A 16,118-nucleotide genomic window follows, 5' to 3' on the forward strand; every position below is an offset into this window, starting at 1 on the left:
CACGGGGGCCGCGCGCGCGATTCCCGACCGCCGTACCACTGGGGGTGCACCGATGCTCCGGGTTCTGATGTTCGTCGTGCCACTGGCGCTGAGCGTGTACGCGTTCATCGACTGCATCAGCACGGACGAGCAGGACATCCGCCACATGCCGAAGCCGCTGTGGGCGATCCTCGTCCTGCTGTTCCCCCTGGTCGGGTCGATCTCCTGGCTGATCGCGGGCAAGAAGCGGGCGCTCGCCGCCGACGGCTGGTCCGGGGTCCGGACCAACCGCTCCCGGCAGTGGGTCGCCCCCGACGACAACCCCGAGTTCCTGAAGTCCCTCGACAAGGACGACCCCGACGAGGACGGCGGGAAGCGGAAGCGGGACGAGCCCTGACGTGGAGCTGCGGCTGCTGGTCACCTTCGAGAAGGTCGCGACCGTCCTGAGCTTCACCCAGGCGGCGGCCGAGCTGACGTACGCCCAGTCCAGCGTGACCAGCCAGATCCGTGCCCTGGAGTCCTCGCTGGGCACGGAGCTGTTCGACCGGCTGGGCAGCCGGATCCGGCTGACGGAGGCGGGTGAGCGGCTGCTGCCGTACGCCCGGCAGATCCTGGAGCTGACGGAGGAGGCGCGGGCGGCGGTCGCGGGCGCCGAGGAGCCGTCGGGTTCGCTGGTGGTCGGCACAATGGAGTCCCTGACGAACCATCGCCTGCCCCCGCTCCTGGAGTTCTTCCACCACCGCTATCCGAAGGTCCGCCTCTCCCTCCGCACGACGATCGGCGACGAGACCCGGCAGGCCCTCCGCCAGGGCACCTACGACCTGGGCTTCCTGATGGAGCGGGAGACCGAGCACCCCGGCCTGGAGACCGAGGTGCTGGCGGTGGAGCCGCTCGCCCTGGTCGCCGCGCCCGGTCATCCGCTCGCCGGCCGCCCGCTGACCACCGCCGACCTCACCGCCCAGTCCCTGCTCGCCACCGAGCCCGGCTGCGCCTACCGCGACCTCTTCGAGCGGGAGCTGACCTCACTGGCTCCCGTGACCTTCATGGAGTTCGGCACCATCGAGGCGACCAAGCGGGCGGCGGCGGCCGGTCTCGGGATCTGTCTGCTGCCCGAGATCACGGTCGCCGCCGAACTCGCCGGGGGCTCGCTGGTGCGGCTGGACTGGGAGCCGCCGTTCACGCTTCGGACGCAACTGGCGTGGCGGTCCGGGAAGCGGCTTCCGGCGCACGCCCGGCTGTTCCTCGAGCAGGCGCGGACGCTGGTGTCCGAGCAGGGCGAGCAGGAGCGGCGCCCTTCCCCAGCGTGACCTTGAGGCTCGCCAGCACGATCAGCGGCACGCCCAGCGCCTGCACCAGCCCGATGTGGTGGCCGTACACCGCCCAGTCCATCACCATCGCGACCGCCGGGTAGACGAAGGCCAGGACGGCGATCTTCGCGGTGGGCAGCTGGGCGTACGCGGCGTACATCAGCACGTACATCAGCCCGGTGTGGATGACCCCGAGTCCGACCAGCCAGCCCCAGTCGGCGCCGGTGCCGCTCATCGCGCCGAAGTTGGCGAAGGGCAGCAGCAGCGGGATGCCGACGAGGACCTGGACCAGGGCGATGAGGTGCGGGCGAACCCCGGTGATGCGCTTGGTCACCACGGTGGACAGGCCGTACAGCAGCGCGGCGAGCAGCGCCTGCCCGAGGCCGAGCAGATATCCGCCGCCGCTCGTGAAGTCGCCCGGGGTGACGCCGGAGACGAGGATCAGCCCGGCGAAGGCGAGGGCGATCCAGCCGACCTTGGCGGCGGTGAGCCGCTCCCGGAAGAACAGGGCGCCGAGCAGCACCACGTAGAACGGCTGCGTGTGGTAGACGACCGTCGCGACGGAGATGGACGTGGTCTCGTACGACTGGAAGAGGAACACCCAGTTGAAGACGATGAACACGCCGCCGAGCACCGCGAGTCCGAGAGTGCGCGGAGTGAAGCCGTGGTCCCGGAGCCAGCCGCGGGCGAGGACGTAGCCGCCGAGGGCGAGGGCGCCGAACAGGACGCGGAAGAAGACGACGTTGAACGGCGAGGCGCCGGACTCGACGACGAAGACGCCGAGGGTGCCGGAGAGCACCATGGCGGCGGTCAGCTGGGCCGTGCCCTTGCGCTGCGAGGGGGTCTGTGAGGTCATGCCCATGAAGCTACGAGCGGGCATCCGCCCTGGTCCACGCGCCAGTGGGGCGTCCTGCCGATGGGCCCATCGGCCGCGGCGATGACCTCAGGTCGTGGCCGTCTCGTCCCGCAGGACCAGCTCCAGCAGTCCCGGGAAGCGGGCGTCGAACTCGGCCCGCCGCAGCCGGTTGACCCGGCGCGGTCCCTCGTCGCGCTGCTCGACGAGCCCGGCGCCGCGCAGCACGGAGAAGTGGTGGCTGAGGGCCGCCTTGCCGACGGGCACGTCGAAGCTGCCGCAGGCCCGGCTCCACTCCGGGGAGCCCGCCAGTTCCCGGACGAGGGTGAGGCGTACGGGGTCGGCGAGGGCGGCGAGCGCGGTGAGGACCGGCACGTCGTCGGGGTGGGTGTGCTCGGGAGCGGCCCGATGACTGGTGCTGGTGGTGCGCTGCGCCATGCCGTTTCTCCCGTCTCCCGTCCGCCCCTTGCCGAGTGTTCGATCAGAACCATACACTCAGCGACTGTTCGCTTTTGATTGAACAGTCGGCGGGAGTGTGCCATGCGTGCGGTCGAGTTCCAGGAGTACGGCGGTCCGGAGGTCCTGAAGACGGTGGAGGCCGCCGCACCCGAACCCGGCCCTGGGCAGGTGACCATCGATGTGGCGTACGCCGGGGTGAACTTCGCCGACCTCAAGGCCCGCGCGGACGGCTACCGCGTGCCGAGCCTGCCCTACGTCCCGGGCCTGGAGGTCTCGGGCCGGATCCGGGCGGTCGGCGCGGGGGTCACCGATCTGTCCGTCGGCCAGGAGGTCACCGCCCTGACCCAGAGCGGCGCCTACGCCGAGGTGGCGGTCGCCGAGGCGGCAGCCGTCTTCCCGCTCCCCGAGGGCGTCGGCCTGCGCACCGCCGCCACCCTCCCGACGGTCCTGCCGACGGCGTACGCCCTCGTCCACACCGTGGGCCGGCTCCAGCCCGGCGAGACACTGCTCGTGCAGGGCGCGGCGGGCGGCATCGGCACGGTGGTGGGGCAGTTGGCGCGGGCGGCGGGCGCGGGCGCGGTGTGCGGCGTGGTGTCGTCGGCGGCGAAGGCGGCGTACGCGCGTGAGTACGGCTACGACGAGGTGTTCGTCGGCGAGTTCGCGCAGGCGGTGCGGGAGGCGACCGGCGGGCGGGGCGTGGACCTGGCCCTCGACCCGGTGGGCGGGGAGACCCTGAAGGCCTCCCTCGCCTCGCTCGCCCCCTTCGGACGGCTCGTCTCCTTCGGCAACGCGAGCGGCGCCGAGCCCTGGGCGGTCGGCCAGGCGGACCTCGCCGGGACGGGCCTGACCGTCTCCGGCTTCTCGGTCCTCAGCCTGGCCCGCACCGCCCCCGCCGAGCTGCGCTCCCTCGCCGCGAAGGCGTTCGCCGCCGTGGCCGCCGGGACGGTCTCCCTGCCGGTCACCGCGGAGTTCCCACTGGACCAGGCGGCGGAGGCGCACCGCCTGATGGGCAGCCGGTCCAGCACGGGCAAGCTGCTGCTGCGGGTGGCGGTCGACTGAACCATGTATTGAAACGCCTGATCCAAAACAGTAGCCTTCACCGTATGGCCCGACCACGGAACTTCGACGAGGGACGGGCCCTGGACGCGGCGATGCGCACATTCTGGGAGAAGGGCTACGAGGCCACGTCGACCCAGGACCTGTGCGACGCCACCGGACTGGGCCGCAGCAGCATCTACAACACGTTCAAGAGCAAGCACGACCTGTTCGAGCGTGCGCTGGCCCACTACATCGACACCACGACAGCCACCCAGCTGGGCATCCTGGAGGACACCGGCCGCAGCGCCGCTGACCGCATCCGCACCCTGCTCGCGGTGATCGTCGACAGCGAGACGGAACACAAGGCGGGCGGCAGGAGCCTCGGCTGCCTCACCGTGAACACCACGGTGGAACTGGCCGGACGTGACCCCCGGGCGGCGGAACTACTCGAACGGGACACCGCCCGCCGCCTGGCGGCCCTCCGCACGGTTCTCGAACAGGGCCGCCGGGACGGCAGCATCACATCCTCCCGAGACCCCGGGGCCCTCGCCCGCTTCGTCAACGCGGCGATCGGCGGCATGCGAATCTCCAGCCAGGGCGGCGCCGACCGGGCCACGCTGGAGTCGATCGCCGACGTCACGATGGACGCGCTGACCCCCTGAGAAGCACGCCGCCCACCGGCGGCACCTTCTCATGCCCGAGTTTTGTACTGACCTATCCATAACCCATCCATAACCAGCTACGCCCCCTGAAGGAGACCGACCCGTGCCTCGTGCCGTTTACGTCCTGGCGCTCGGCATCTTCGCCATGGTGACCAGTGAGTTCGTGGTCGCAGGGCTGATGCCGCAGATGGCGGACGGACTGGACGCGACCGTCCCGCAGATCGGCTACCTCATCACCGCGTTCGCGGTCGCCATGGCGGCGGGCGGCCCCTTCCTGACCGTCGCCGTAATGAAACTCCCGCCCCGAACGGCCCTCATGACCCTGTTCGCCGTCTTCCTCGCGGGCAACGTCCTGGCCGCGACGGCCACCGGCTACGGCGTCATGCTCGCCGCGCGCATCATCACCGGCATCGCCTCACAGGCCTTCTTCGGCGTCGCCATATCGCTGTGCGTGCAGCTCACCCGACCCGAGGTCCGAGGCCGTGCGATCGCCGTCGCCATGAACGGCCTCATGCTCGGCACGCTCCTCGGCCTGCCCCTGTCCACCCTCGTCGGCGACCACTACGGCTGGCGCGCGGCGTTCTGGGCGATCACCGTCATCGCCGTGGTCGCGGCGGCGGCGACGCTGTTCGGCGTACCCCGCCTCGACCGCACGGAGGCCGGCGGCGGCTTCCGCAAGGAGGTCCGCGTCTTCCGGCGACCGCGACTGCTGCTCGCCCTGTCCACCAGCACGCTCATCATCGGCGCGACCTTCTCCGCGTTCAGCTACTTCAACCCGATCCTCACCGAGGTCACCGGGTTCTCCACGGGAACCGTTCCCGTGCTGCTCATCGCCTACGGCGCGGCGACCGTCGTCGGCAACACCGTCGTCGGCCGGCTCGCCGACCGCCACACCCTGCCCGTCCTCGCCGTCGGCCTGCTGCTCAACCTGGCCTTCCTCACCGGTTTCGCCGTCCTGGCCGACGTGCCCGTCCCGGCGGTCGTCTGCATGCTCGGCATCGGGCTGGTGGGTGTCACCATGAACCCCGCGATGGTCACCCGCGTCCAGCGCGCGGGCAACGCGGGCCCACTGGTGAACACCGTCCACTCGTCCTTCATCACCCTCGGCGTCATCCTGGGCTCTTCCCTGGGGGCCGTGGCGATCGACGGGTGGGGCTTGCGGGCACCGTTGTGGCTGGGGGCGGCGATGGCCGTCGCCGGGTTGGTGACGGTTGCGCCTCCGCTTATCCGAGCGACGCGGTGAAGTCCGCCCAGGCGGCCCGGGTTATCAACAGCACCGGGCCGTCAGGGTTCTTGCTGTCGCGGACGGGGACGGCGTCGCTGGGAAACTCGGGGGCCACTTCGACGCAGTTGCCGGCGTCGTCGCCGCTGTAGCTGCTCTTGATCCAGGAGGCTGTGCTGAAGTTGTGACTGTTCATGGTCGCGCCCATACCCTTCCATCGCCTCTCTGATCAGGGCGGCAGACTCCGGAGCGGACGGAGCATCAGCCCTGAGAGCATCATAGATTCGGCTCAACTCAGCGACACTGTTTGGGTCGTTGTTGAAGTAGCCATGGCTCAGCGACTCCGAATAGAGCCACCGCTCGCTACTGGGCAGGGTGATCAGCAACATGGGGCCGTTGGGGCGGCGCACCCGGTAGCTGTTGATCGGGACCACCTGGATACGGATGTTCGGACGCTGGCCCACGCTCAGCAGGTGCGCGCACTGATCACGCATCACGGCAGGGTTGCCCACCGTGCGCCGCACACAGCTCTCGTCCAGTACGGCGACGTACATCGGTCCGCCCTCGGCGAGGAAAGGCTGTTGCCGACTCAGGCGGGCCCGAACCCGGTCTTCCAGCAGATCCCCGCTGGCCCTTTGGGCGAGTAGCGCCCGGGCGTACTCCGGTGTCTGCAACAGACCCGGCACGACCATGTCCTGGTACTCGTACAGCGCGGCAGCCTTCCGCTCCATATCGACCCTGCGCGCGAACCAATCCGGATGCTCCACCTGCGGATACCAGTCCACCTTCCCCCACAACCGCACCAACACCCCACCGGTCCGGAGGACTTCATCACACTTCTTCGCGAACGTGTCCGTCGGGACCCGCGTCCCCGCCTCCACCCGCGCCACATGGGACCGATCGCACGGGATCTCCCTCGCCAGCCCTTCCTGCGTCAGCCCCGCCATCTCCCGGAAGTGGCGCAGGACTTCGCCGAACATCTCGGCACTCGTAGCGCCGGAGGCCCCCTCCGCATTCCGCCTGGTCACAGCTTCCCCCTCGTGACAAACAGCCAGTCGCACGCGCCCGGCATTGATACGGGCTGTTCCCCTGCGCAACGCTCGATACACCCAGAGTTACGAAAGGTGCAGGGATGGAACCGGGAACGCTCGTCTACGACCCCCAGACGCGCAAAGTTGGTGAATTCCAGGCCAGGCAGGGCCCCTACGCCCTGCTGCGCCCCGTCGGCGGCGGCCGGGAGTGGGAGGCGGACCCGGCGAGAATCAGGCCCGCGACGCAGGAGGAACGGCTCAGCGCCGGCGTAAGGGCGGCGAACGAGCGGTCCATCGGGCGCCGCATCTTCCGGTACGTGCCGTACTCGATCGTCCAGGACCCCTCCGCGCAGCCGGAGTACGAGGCGTACTGCGTGTCCGGCGAGGACGCGGACTGCGGGGCGACATCGGGGCCGTGCCCGCACCCGGCGGACGTCGAGGAGTGGCAGCGCAAGCACACCCAGGAGACCCGCCACACCCGCTACCGGCGCAGCTTCGCGGACTACGCCGTACTCGAGAGGCAGTAGCCGTCGGGCGGTGAGGGGAACCTTTGGGCCATCGGCAGGTCGCTCGAACGGGCCAGGCCAGACAGCCGACGGCAGGAGCGCGTGATCGGCTGGCTCCAGTGCCCCAGGTCGACGGCCCAAAGAGGAGTCTCCCTATGTCCTGGCAGAACTTTCGAGCGAAGGATCCGGTCCCCGGTGGCCAGGGCTGGTCCCCGGGCCGACTGCCGGCCGTGGCCGGGCTGGCGGCCCTCACCGCGATGGCGCTTCCGTCCCCGTTCGCCCACGCCACCGATGCCGTGCACGTGCGATGCTCGGTCCGGTCTCTCGTCGAGGCGATCGAGGAAGCCAATGGTTCACCGGGCGCCGACACCCTCCGCCTGGCCCGCAAGTGCACCTACAGGCTGACGGCCCCCGCCCCGGACAACGCCGCCAACGGCCTGCCGGCCATCACCAGTGAGATCACCATCGACGGCAACGGTGCGACGATCACACGCGTGCGGTCCGCCCCCGCCTTCCGAATCCTCTTCGTGGACGACACGGGCAACCTGACGCTCAACAGGACCACCATCAGCGGTGGCAAGGCGACCGACTGCCCCAACTTCCCGGGAGGCGGCGTCTGTGGTGGCGGCATTTCCAGCCTCGGCCCGCTGACGGTGAACCACAGCCGGGTGATCCACAACACCGCGGAGTCCGACGTCTTCGCCGAGGGCGGCGGCATCGAAAGCGGTACCGCAGAAGGCACCGGCACGGCGACCTTGAACGACACCGAGCTCAGCGGGAACGCCGCGGTCTACAACGGCACCGTGCAGAGCAGCGCCGCAGGGGGCGGGATCCTCAGCAACGGACCGCTGAGGGTGAAGCACAGCCGCTCGACCGGCAACACCGTTCGGGTCACAGAGAACACCGACAGCTTCGCGTTCGGCTCCGGCATCGCCGGCTTCGCCCAGGCAACGATCGAGAAGACCACGGTCGCTCGCAACCAGTCCAGCGCCCCGGGCGGCTTCGCACGCGCCGCTCTGACCACCGGCGCCGTGCCACCGGACACGATGACCGTGATCGACAGTGTCATCCGCGGCAACAGGTCAAGTGCCCCGGGCGGCTTCGCCCAGGGCGGCGGAGTCGCGAGCAACGCCCTTCTGTCGATGACCGGCACCCGCGTCACCGGCAACCACGCCACCGCCCCGAACGGCGGCACCGCGTGGGGAGGCGGAATCCAGGTCGGCGCCAACGGCGACGTCACCCTGCGCAGCAGTACGGTGCGCGGCAACACCGCCGAGGCCTCCGGCGGCGGCAGCGCTCAGGGCGGCGGCATCAACAACGCGGCCGGCGGCACCGTGGAGATCGATCACTCGAAGATCAGGGAGAGCGCGGTCCGCGCCCCCGGCGCCGGCACCGCCCGCGGCGGAGGTGTGTTCAACGCCGTCGGCTCCACGACCCTGAACAACAGCTCCGTCACCGGGAACAGAGCCGAGGACGGGGGCGGCATCTTCGAAGAGTCCGGCACGGTCACGCTGAACGACACCTGGGTACAGCGCAATCACCCGAACAACTGCGCCCCGCCCGGCCGCGTCCCCGGCTGCACCGGCTGAGCAATCGCGTCGTGGTGAAACCAGTCACTACCTTGCCCCTTGTCCCGGCGGCCCTTGCCGTGTGAGCTGTCCGCCTCCCGCCCCGCCCTCCGGCCCGAGGTCGATCAGCCAGTCGGAGGCGCGTATCACCTCCTCGTTGTGCTCGATCGTCACCACGGAGTGCCCCGCGTCGACGAGCCGTTGGAGGACGTCCAGCAGGCGGGCGGTGTCGGCGGCGTGGAGGCCGGTCGTCGGTTCGTCGAGGAGGTAGAGGGTGCGGGCCGTCGCCCGGCGGCCCAGTTCCTTCGCCAGTTTGATGCGTTGGGCCTCGCCGCCCGACAGGGTCGTCGCGGGCTGGCCCAGGGGCAGGTAGCCGAGGCCCACGTCCGACATGCGGCGCAGGCGCGTCGCGATCGACGGGATGTCCGCGAAGAGCCGCAGTGCCTCGTCGACCGTCGCCTCCAGGACCTCCGAGATGTCATGGCCGTCGTAGCGGACGGACAGCACCTCGCCGCGGAAGCGGCGGCCCTGGCAGGCGGGGCAGCGGACCTCCACCGCGGGCAGGAAGTGCATGTGCACGGTGAGCACCCCGGCCCCCTCGCAGCGCTCGCAGCGGCCGCCCGGCACATTGAAGGAGAAGTGGCCGGCGGTCAGGCGGCCGTTCGAGCGCGCCGCGAACGCCTCGCGGATCGGAGTGAAGGCCTCCGAGTACGTCGCCGCGTTCGAGCGCGGTACGCGGCTGATCGGCTCCTGGTCGATGGTGACGACCTTGCCCAGGTGCTGCCAGCCGTCGATGCCGTCGTGCACGCCGGGCAGGTCGCCGGCGCCGTAGAAGTGGCGGCGGGCGGCGCGATCGACGATGTCCAGCAGGAGGGTCGACTTGCCGGAGCCGGACGGGCCGGTCAACGTCACGAGACGGCCCAGGGGGATCCGTACGGTGATGTCCTTCAGGTTGTGCTCGCGCGCGCCCCGGACGAGGAGGGCCCGTTCCGCGTCTCCCCGCCCCTTCGACGCCGGCGCGGGCAGCCGGCCGGACAGGTACGCCCCGGTCACCGAGCCCTCCGTCCGCCCCACCTGCTCCGGCGTGCCCTCGGCGACCACCCGGCCGCCGTCCCGGCCCGCGCCCGGTCCGATGTCCACGACGTGGTCGGCGGCGCGCAGCACCTCCAGGTCGTGCTCGATGACGAGGACCGTGTTGCCGAGGTCGCGCAGCCTGCGCAGGACGTCGATCAGGCGGGCGGTGTCCGCCGGGTGCAGGCCGATGGTCGGCTCGTCGAGGACGTAGAGCACGCCCGTCAGTCCGGAGCCGAGCAGTGCGGCGAGGCGCAGGCGCTGGGTCTCGCCCGCCGACAGGCTGGGGGTGGGCTGGTCCAGGGTGAGGTAGCCGACTCCGACGTCCACCAGGCGGCGCACCCGCTCGGTGAGGTCCGCGACGACGGGCTCCACGAACAGCCACTCGTCCCGCGTGGAGCGGTCCTCCAGCCCGGCCAGCCAGGCGGCCAGTTCCGTCAGCGGCAGGCGGGTCGCGTCCACGATGCCCAACCCGTGCACGGTCACCGCCCGGCTCTCGGGCCGCAGCCGCGCTCCCGCGCACGACCCGCACGGCTCCTTCACCATCAGGCGTTCGGTCTTCTCCCGGTACTCGACGTCGTCGATCCGCTCGGCGTACCGCCGCATCAGCGCCGTGACCACGCCTTCGAAGCGGCCGGCGGTGACGGTGGCGGGCGGTTCGGTGTCCGGGAAGTGGGTGCGGAACTCCTCGGATTCCACGCCGTGGAGCAGCAGGGTCCTGGTGAACGGGGCCAGTTGGCGGATCGGGGTGTTCGCGGAGAAGGCGAGGCCGTAGTGCTCCGCCGCCGCCCGCAGCAGCGCCACGTTCCGCTCGGTCGCCCTGGGGTGCCAGCCCAGCACCGCTCCGTCCGCCACCGACCGGTTCTCGTCCACCAGCTGCCGTACGTCCGCGCGGATCACCTCGCCCAGGCCGGTGCACTCGGGGCAGGCCCCGGCCGGCTTGTTGAAGGAGAACGTGCCCATCACCAGCTCGGGGACCGGGGTGCCGCAGTGCGGGCAGGGCACCGACTCCGGCTCGGCGTCCTCGTCGTGGGAGAAGGCGTACGCGTGCGCGGGTGGGATGCGCTTCCCGCAGGACGGGCACGGGCGGACGCCGATCCTCGACCACAGCAGGCGGAGATAGGTGAAGACCTCGGTGACCGTGCCGACCGTGGAGCGCGGGCTGCGGTTGGTGTGGTGCTGGTCGACGCTGATGGACGGGGACAGACCGCTGATCGAGTCCACGGAGGGACGGCTGACGAAGCCGGTGACCATGCCCAGCGACTCCATGTACTGCCGCTGGCCCTCCCGGTGGAGGGTGTCGAAGGCGAGCGTGGACTTTCCGGAGCCGGACAGGCCGGTCAGGACGACCAGCTTGTTCTTGGGGAGGGAGAGGGAGACGTTCTGGAGGTTGTGGAGACGGGCGCCGTTGACGCGGATGAAGTCGTCCATGGCTTCAAGTCTTCCATTGAAGTTCCTGTTGGGACTTTCCGCCGGAAAGCCCATCCTGGGTGCGCGTAACCTTCAAATCCGTGAGTGAAAGCAAGCGGCTGCGCCCGGTCGACCTGGCCCGCCTCGCCGGTGTCTCGACCCAGCAGGTCCGCAACTACGAGGATGCCGGGGTGCTGCCGCCGGCCGCCCGCACCGAGTCCGGCTACCGCGCCTTCGGGCCCGTCCACCGGCAGGCTCTGCTGACCTACCGGGCGCTGTCGAAGGGGTACGGGACGACGGGGGCGGCCAGGATCATGCAGACCGTGCACGCCGGTGATGTGCCGGGCGCTCTCGCGCTCGTCGACGCCGCGCACGCCGCGCTGCACGCGGAACGCGTCACGCTGGAGGCCGCCCGCCATGCCCTGGAGACGCTGGCGGGGCAGGAACCGGCGGAACTGCCGCGAGCGGGGCTGCGCATCGGCGAGGTCGCCGCTCTGATCGGCGTACGGACGTCGGCGCTGCGGGTGTGGGAGGCGGCCGGGCTGATCACGCCGGAGCGTGAGCGCGGCACGGGATACCGGGTGTACCGGCCCGTCGACGTCCGGGACGCCCGGCTGATCCACACGCTGCGCCGCAGCCACTACCCGCTGGACCAGATCCGCCCGGTGCTGGAAGGGCTCCGCCGGGAGGGCAGCAGCGAGGCCCTGCGGGCGGCGGTCGCGGCGCGCGGCGAGACGCTGACGGCCCGTACCCGGGCGATGCTCGGGGGTGCGGGCCGACTGTACGAGTACCTCGACGCCTGGGTGCGGGGAACCGCGCCCGCGCCCCCCGGTAGCTGACGTTCCGACAATTTCGTAACCCAACGGACACCACGCGACCTAGTCCGAACCAACTCCCTCTCCTTAACCTGAAGTTGGGGACCGCGTCGGACGGGGGAGGTGCGGCGGTGCACAGACGGTTGCACGGGCGCGGGGCGCTGTTCGGGACGGATCCGCCCGGTCTCGTTCCCCGGCTGGTGGGGCTGCGCCCGCACCAGCACCGTGCGGTGTCCGTCGAGCATCCGCGCGAGGTGCCGTTCGTCGTGCTCACCGGCGCACGCGGGCTCGGCAAGAGCGCCGTACTGGAGGAGTTACGCGACGCCTACCGGGGGCACACGCCCGTCGCGCTGGTCGACTGCGCCGCCCCCGAGTTCGCCGCACCGCCCTCGGGGCGGCCCGCCGACGCCTGGTCGCCGCTCGCGCAGGCGCTGCTCGTCGTCGCCGAACAGCTGGCCGCGCCGGTCACCGGAGCCGGGCGGATCCAGTTCCCGCGGCTGATGTCGGGGCTGGTCGCGGTCGCGGCCGGCGGCTGGGGCGACGCCGACTCCGAGCGCATCCGCAGCGAGGTGGAGCGCATCCTGCTGCTGAACGAGAGCGGGTCGTGGCTGTCGGGCCTCGCCGGGCGGTGGGCCGGGCGGGTCGCCGCCAACGTGGTGACGGCGGTGTCCGGCACCGGGCAGCTGCTGACCGCCGCCATCGAGGCCACCCTCGACTCGCTGTCCGAGGGGTTCGGCAACCGGCGGCACCAGCGGGCCTCCCTCTGGTACCAGGACTATCCCAACGCGGGCGGGCACGCGCGGCGCGGGCTGATGCTGCTCTCCGGCCACTTCCGGGCCGGCGGCACCTCCCGGCAGCACGCCGAGCGGTACCTGGTCCGGGCCCTGCTCGCCGACCTCACCGACGCCTACGCGGGGGTGCTGCCGCGGATGCAGCGCATCGGGCGGCCGATCGTCCTCGTCGACAACGCACAGCACCCGCCCGGGCCGGGTCTGCTGGACGCCGTACTGCGCGACCGCGCCGAGGGCTTCGCCGACCAGGTGGTGTTCGTCGCCGGGCTGCGCGGCACCGGCGAGTTCCTGCGCAGCGCGGTCCGGCGGGAGCTGTCCGAGCTGGCGCGGCGCACCGACTGGAGGCCGGACGCGGGGGCGCCCTCCTCGCGGGCCCTGCTGGTGTCGCTGTCGCCGCTCAGCCCGGACGACACCCTGCACATTGTCGGCGCGGCCTGCGGCGAGCTGCCCGTGCCGCCCCAACTGCCGCACGCGACCCACCGGTTGACCGGCGGGAACCCTCTCGGCATCACCGTCCTCGCCGAGGCCGCCGCCCAGCGGCTGCCCGGACCCGCCTCACCGGCCGAGCTGCTCACCGGCGAGGTACGGCTGGCGCAGGACCAGCCGGGTGCCCCCGCCTACCGGGAGCTCCTCGACCGGCTCGTCCCCGCCGACCGCCTCGGCGAACTCACCGTCCTCGCCGCCGCCCACGACTACGACTCCGCGTGCGCCCTCGCCGACGTCCTGCTCTCGGACGACTTCGGTCCGGCGGACGTACGGGCCCTGCAGACCCGGCTCGCGGAGGAGGGGCTGCCGGTCGTGGCCGGGCAGTTCGTCGGGGACCCGTTCGTACGGACCCTGCTGCTGCTCCGGCTGCACCACCTGGACGCCGACCACGCCCGCTGGCGGCACGCGCACGAGACGCTGATCCGGCACTACGCGCCCGACCGCGACGATGCCGTGCGGGCCGGTTACCGGCTGCACCACCAGCTCGCCCTCGGGGCCGACGCGTCGGCGATCGGTTATCTCCGCGACGCGTTCCCGGTCCTGGACACCCGGACGTGGCTCGCCACCCTCCGCTTCGTCGCATCCGCGCCCTACTTCCACGCCCACGACGCCCAGGGCCGCGACTTCACCGGGCAGGGCGACCGACGGGCGGCGGTCGCGCTCGGGCGGACCGACGCGGCGCACACCGTGCCGGACGGAGCGGACCCGGCGCTGCATCTGCGGGTACGGCGGCTGCTGCACGCGGTGTGGCAGCTGTCCGACCCGCTGGTGCTGCCCGACGCCACGGTCTGCGACCGGCTGCGGTTCGAGCTGGAGCAGCTGTCCAATCTGCGGCCGGCGGCCAACGAGCTGCTGTGGCGGGCTTCCCGGGAGTGGCCCAAGGACGCCCTCGCCGGACGGCCGCTGCGGCTGCCGGTGGACGACGACGACCAGAACGCTGGGGGTGCGTGATGCGACGCGGATTCTGGGTCTGGCTGCGGGAGCACGTCTGGGAGATCCCGCTGCGCCGGTATCTCGCCCTGCTGCTCGCCGCCGCGCTGGTGGCCGGGCTGACCGTCGGCATCCGCACGGCCATGCGCGAGGACAGGTCCTGCGCGCCCGGGGTCGAACGCCTCGAAGACAGCGACGAGTGCGTGGGCGTGTCGACGACGGCGTACGACTTCGGGCAGCCGCGGCTGCGCGAGACGCTGCGGGCCATCGAACGGGAGAACCGTTCCCTCAAGGCGGGCACCTACGTCACCGTCGCCCTCTTCGAGCCGTTCACCGCGACCGACCGCGACACCGTCAACCACGTCCTCCACCAGCTCCAGGGGTCGTATCTCGCGCAGTACCAGGCCAACCACTCGGCCAACGGGCAGACCCCGGCGATCCGGCTGGTGCTCGCCAATCCGGGGGCGACCGGGGAGCACTGGGATCACACCGTCGACGAGCTGGAGCGCCTGGCGAAGGGCCCGGAGCGGCTGCGGGCGGTGACGGGGATCGGGCAGAGCACCGACAACACCAAGAAGGCCGTACTGGAACTGACCCAGCGCGGAATCCCCGTGATCGGCTCGTCCATCACCGCCGACGACCTCGCCAACGGGAAGCACGGCACCGACCCGTTCCCCGGCCTGGCCCGGGTCGCCCCCACCAACACCGACGAGGCCCGTGCGCTCGCCTCCTTCGCCAAGGTGACGGCGGGGCGGGCGCTGCTGGTCTACGACAAGCCGGGCGACCCGTACACGCGCACGCTCCAGGAGTCGTTCGCGCGGCTCATCGAGGGCTCGCCGTACGAGCCGCAGCCGTTCACCCCGCCCGCCGACCGCAGCCAGGAAGGCACCACGGCCAACACCTTCCGGCAGATCACCCACCTGGTGTGCGACACCTCCCGGGAGACCGACACCATCCTGTTCGCCGGCCGCCACACCCAGCTGCGGCAGTTCGTCAACGCGCTCGGCCAGCGCGGCTGCCAGGACCGGAAGTTCACCGTCCTCACCGGCGACGAGGGCTCCTACCTCACCGGCGACCACGACCTCGACCGCGGCGCCCTGCGCAACCTCTCCGTGCGCTACACCGCCCTCGCCCACCCGGACGCCTTCACCGAGGACCCGGTGAAGAGCGGCGGCTCGGCGGCCGACACGAAAGCGCTGAACGGGCTGCTCGCGAGCAGCAAGCGGGAGCCCGTCGGGCCGATCGGTCCGATCACGCTGGAGGACGGTCAGCTGATCATCGCCTACGACGCGATGCGGCTCGCGATCCACGGCATCCGCGAGGCCACGCCGGACGGACGCACCGACCCTCCCCTGACGGACGTGGGGCTCCAGTGGCCGCAGGTGAAGGGCTCACTGCGGGTGAACGGGGCCAGCGGGTGGATCTGCCTGGACGTGCACGGCAACCCGTACGACAAGGCCGTACCGATCGTCGAGCTGACGCCGCAGGGGCAGGCGGAGTTCGTGAAGATCGCGTGGCCGGAGGGGAAGCCGCCGGGGAAGGAGTGTCTGCCGCCGTCGTAGTCACGGGGACGACTGCAGATATTCGATCAGCCGTTCGAAGCGGACCCGCCAGCGTGACTCCGACTCCCCCTCGCCCTCGAACTCGTGGGTGAAGCGGAGCACGCTGGCCTCGTCGCCGTCCCGCTCCAGATGGAAACGGATCCGGCCGGCGCCCTCCACCGTGTACTCGGCGACCCGGTCCACGTCCCACGCGGTCACCCTCCCGGACCCCAGCTCACGGAGGGTGACCGCCCCGCCGAGCCGGTGTTCCAGCTCGTCGGCGGGGGTGAACCAGGCCGCGAGCCCCTCCGGGGTGGAGAACGCGGCCCAGACCGACTCCATGGCCATCGGGAGCCGCACCAGGAAATGCAGGATGTGCGTGTTCCCGTGGGTCTGGCTGGTGCCCTGTTCGATGGATCCGGTCTTTCCGGTCATGACACCAGCGTGGC

At 71.5% G+C, this 16,118-nt stretch carries 15 protein-coding genes and 1 pseudogene; 10 read left to right on the forward strand and 6 right to left on the reverse strand.

Annotation, left to right across the window (positions count from 1 at the left end):
* The first annotated feature begins 52 nt into the window (after nt 1-52).
* Nucleotides 53-376: a PLD nuclease N-terminal domain-containing protein gene (locus ACZ42A_RS10145; RefSeq protein ID WP_468526684.1), complete on the forward strand. Its 324-nt coding sequence runs from the start codon at nt 53-55 to the stop codon at nt 374-376.
* 1 nt (nt 377) lies between these two features.
* Nucleotides 378-1,253 (forward strand): annotated as a pseudogene (locus ACZ42A_RS10150) (LysR family transcriptional regulator); the annotation flags it as partial.
* On the opposite strand, the gene ACZ42A_RS10155 reads toward ACZ42A_RS10150, so the two are convergent.
* The gene (locus tag ACZ42A_RS10155; RefSeq protein WP_468526685.1) at nt 1,156-2,142 is read right to left on the reverse strand and encodes a DMT family transporter; all 987 of its coding nucleotides are present in this window, start codon (nt 2,140-2,142) and stop codon (nt 1,156-1,158) included. The pseudogene ACZ42A_RS10150 and the gene ACZ42A_RS10155 sit on opposite strands and share 98 nt — an antisense overlap.
* Before the next feature lie 87 nt (nt 2,143-2,229).
* Nucleotides 2,230-2,577 (reverse strand): ArsR/SmtB family transcription factor, encoded by a 348-nt coding sequence (locus ACZ42A_RS10160; protein WP_468526686.1) that lies wholly within the window; start codon nt 2,575-2,577, stop codon nt 2,230-2,232.
* Nucleotides 2,578-2,679: 102 nt separating this feature from the next.
* Here ACZ42A_RS10160 and ACZ42A_RS10165 point away from each other — a divergent pair, with 102 nt between their 5' ends.
* From ACZ42A_RS10165 to ACZ42A_RS10175, 3 genes are all read left to right on the forward strand, one after another.
* Entirely contained in the window at nt 2,680-3,657 is a 978-nt protein-coding gene (locus tag ACZ42A_RS10165; protein WP_468526687.1) for a quinone oxidoreductase family protein, read from the forward strand.
* A gap of 44 nt (nt 3,658-3,701) precedes the next feature.
* Entirely contained in the window at nt 3,702-4,298 is a 597-nt protein-coding gene (locus tag ACZ42A_RS10170) for a TetR/AcrR family transcriptional regulator (protein WP_468526688.1), read from the forward strand.
* Nucleotides 4,299-4,401: 103 nt separating this feature from the next.
* Nucleotides 4,402-5,541 carry an MFS transporter gene (locus ACZ42A_RS10175; RefSeq protein WP_468526689.1) on the forward strand — a complete coding sequence of 380 codons (1,140 nt, stop codon included), beginning with the start codon at nt 4,402-4,404 and terminating at the stop codon, nt 5,539-5,541.
* Here the strand turns inward: ACZ42A_RS10175 and ACZ42A_RS10180 are convergent.
* Both ACZ42A_RS10180 and ACZ42A_RS10185 read right to left on the reverse strand, forming a co-directional pair.
* On the reverse strand, nt 5,522-5,638 hold the full coding sequence (locus tag ACZ42A_RS10180) for a DUF397 domain-containing protein (protein WP_468526690.1): 117 nt from the start codon (nt 5,636-5,638) through the stop codon (nt 5,522-5,524). The genes ACZ42A_RS10175 and ACZ42A_RS10180 overlap by 20 nt on opposite strands.
* Complete coding sequence (locus ACZ42A_RS10185; RefSeq protein ID WP_468526691.1) at nt 5,583-6,500, reverse strand: helix-turn-helix domain-containing protein; 918 nt, start codon at nt 6,498-6,500, stop codon at nt 5,583-5,585. Before ACZ42A_RS10185 ends, ACZ42A_RS10180 begins: the two co-directional genes overlap by 56 nt.
* Before the next feature lie 152 nt (nt 6,501-6,652).
* Between ACZ42A_RS10185 and ACZ42A_RS10190 the strand changes: the two genes are divergently transcribed.
* Together ACZ42A_RS10190 and ACZ42A_RS10195 are read left to right on the forward strand one after the other, a co-directional pair.
* Nucleotides 6,653-7,078, forward strand: a complete 426-nt coding sequence (locus ACZ42A_RS10190; RefSeq protein ID WP_468526692.1) for a DUF7848 domain-containing protein — start codon at nt 6,653-6,655, stop codon at nt 7,076-7,078.
* Between the two features lie 134 nt (nt 7,079-7,212).
* On the forward strand, nt 7,213-8,646 hold the full coding sequence (locus ACZ42A_RS10195) for a hypothetical protein (protein ID WP_468526693.1): 1,434 nt from the start codon (nt 7,213-7,215) through the stop codon (nt 8,644-8,646).
* Between the two features lie 27 nt (nt 8,647-8,673).
* On the opposite strand, the gene uvrA is transcribed toward ACZ42A_RS10195, so the two are convergent.
* Nucleotides 8,674-11,127, reverse strand: coding sequence for an excinuclease ABC subunit UvrA (gene uvrA, locus ACZ42A_RS10200; protein ID WP_468526694.1), 2,454 nt, complete (start codon nt 11,125-11,127; stop codon nt 8,674-8,676).
* Nucleotides 11,128-11,207: 80 nt separating this feature from the next.
* Here uvrA and ACZ42A_RS10205 point away from each other — a divergent pair, with 80 nt between their 5' ends.
* The 3 genes from ACZ42A_RS10205 to ACZ42A_RS10215 all read left to right on the forward strand — a co-directional run bounded on the left by ACZ42A_RS10205 (nt 11,208) and on the right by ACZ42A_RS10215 (nt 15,690).
* On the forward strand, nt 11,208-11,945 hold the full coding sequence (locus tag ACZ42A_RS10205; protein ID WP_468526695.1) for a TioE family transcriptional regulator: 738 nt from the start codon (nt 11,208-11,210) through the stop codon (nt 11,943-11,945).
* 107 nt (nt 11,946-12,052) lie between these two features.
* Entirely contained in the window at nt 12,053-14,149 is a 2,097-nt protein-coding gene (locus ACZ42A_RS10210; protein WP_468526696.1) for a hypothetical protein, read from the forward strand.
* A complete protein-coding gene (locus ACZ42A_RS10215) occupies nt 14,149-15,690 on the forward strand; it encodes an ABC transporter substrate-binding protein (RefSeq protein ID WP_468526697.1) in 1,542 nt (513 codons plus the stop codon). Before ACZ42A_RS10210 ends, ACZ42A_RS10215 begins: the two co-directional genes overlap by 1 nt.
* Here ACZ42A_RS10215 and ACZ42A_RS10220 read toward each other — a convergent pair whose 3' ends face one another.
* Entirely contained in the window at nt 15,691-16,104 is a 414-nt protein-coding gene (locus ACZ42A_RS10220; protein ID WP_468526698.1) for an SRPBCC domain-containing protein, read from the reverse strand.
* Between the last annotated feature and the right edge of the window lie 14 nt (nt 16,105-16,118).

It is taken from the genome of Streptomyces sp. NPDC030838 (genome assembly GCF_055572035.1).

What these genes read in the sequence shown, in the direction of transcription:
- ACZ42A_RS10190 (WP_468526692.1), top strand. Translation starts at nt 6,653, where the DNA reads ATGGAACCGGGAACGCTCGTCTACGACCCCCAGACGCGCAAAGTTGGT.
- ACZ42A_RS10220 (WP_468526698.1), bottom strand. Translation starts at nt 16,104, where the DNA reads ATGACCGGAAAGACCGGATCCATCGAACAGGGCACCAGCCAGACCCAC.
- ACZ42A_RS10195 (WP_468526693.1), top strand. Translation starts at nt 7,213, where the DNA reads ATGTCCTGGCAGAACTTTCGAGCGAAGGATCCGGTCCCCGGTGGCCAG.
- ACZ42A_RS10160 (WP_468526686.1), bottom strand. Translation starts at nt 2,577, where the DNA reads ATGGCGCAGCGCACCACCAGCACCAGTCATCGGGCCGCTCCCGAGCAC.
- ACZ42A_RS10215 (WP_468526697.1), top strand. Translation starts at nt 14,149, where the DNA reads ATGCGACGCGGATTCTGGGTCTGGCTGCGGGAGCACGTCTGGGAGATC.
- ACZ42A_RS10145 (WP_468526684.1), top strand. Translation starts at nt 53, where the DNA reads ATGCTCCGGGTTCTGATGTTCGTCGTGCCACTGGCGCTGAGCGTGTAC.
- ACZ42A_RS10165 (WP_468526687.1), top strand. Translation starts at nt 2,680, where the DNA reads ATGCGTGCGGTCGAGTTCCAGGAGTACGGCGGTCCGGAGGTCCTGAAG.
- ACZ42A_RS10170 (WP_468526688.1), top strand. Translation starts at nt 3,702, where the DNA reads ATGGCCCGACCACGGAACTTCGACGAGGGACGGGCCCTGGACGCGGCG.
- uvrA (WP_468526694.1), bottom strand. Translation starts at nt 11,127, where the DNA reads ATGGACGACTTCATCCGCGTCAACGGCGCCCGTCTCCACAACCTCCAG.
- ACZ42A_RS10155 (WP_468526685.1), bottom strand. Translation starts at nt 2,142, where the DNA reads ATGACCTCACAGACCCCCTCGCAGCGCAAGGGCACGGCCCAGCTGACC.
- ACZ42A_RS10185 (WP_468526691.1), bottom strand. Translation starts at nt 6,500, where the DNA reads ATGTTCGGCGAAGTCCTGCGCCACTTCCGGGAGATGGCGGGGCTGACG.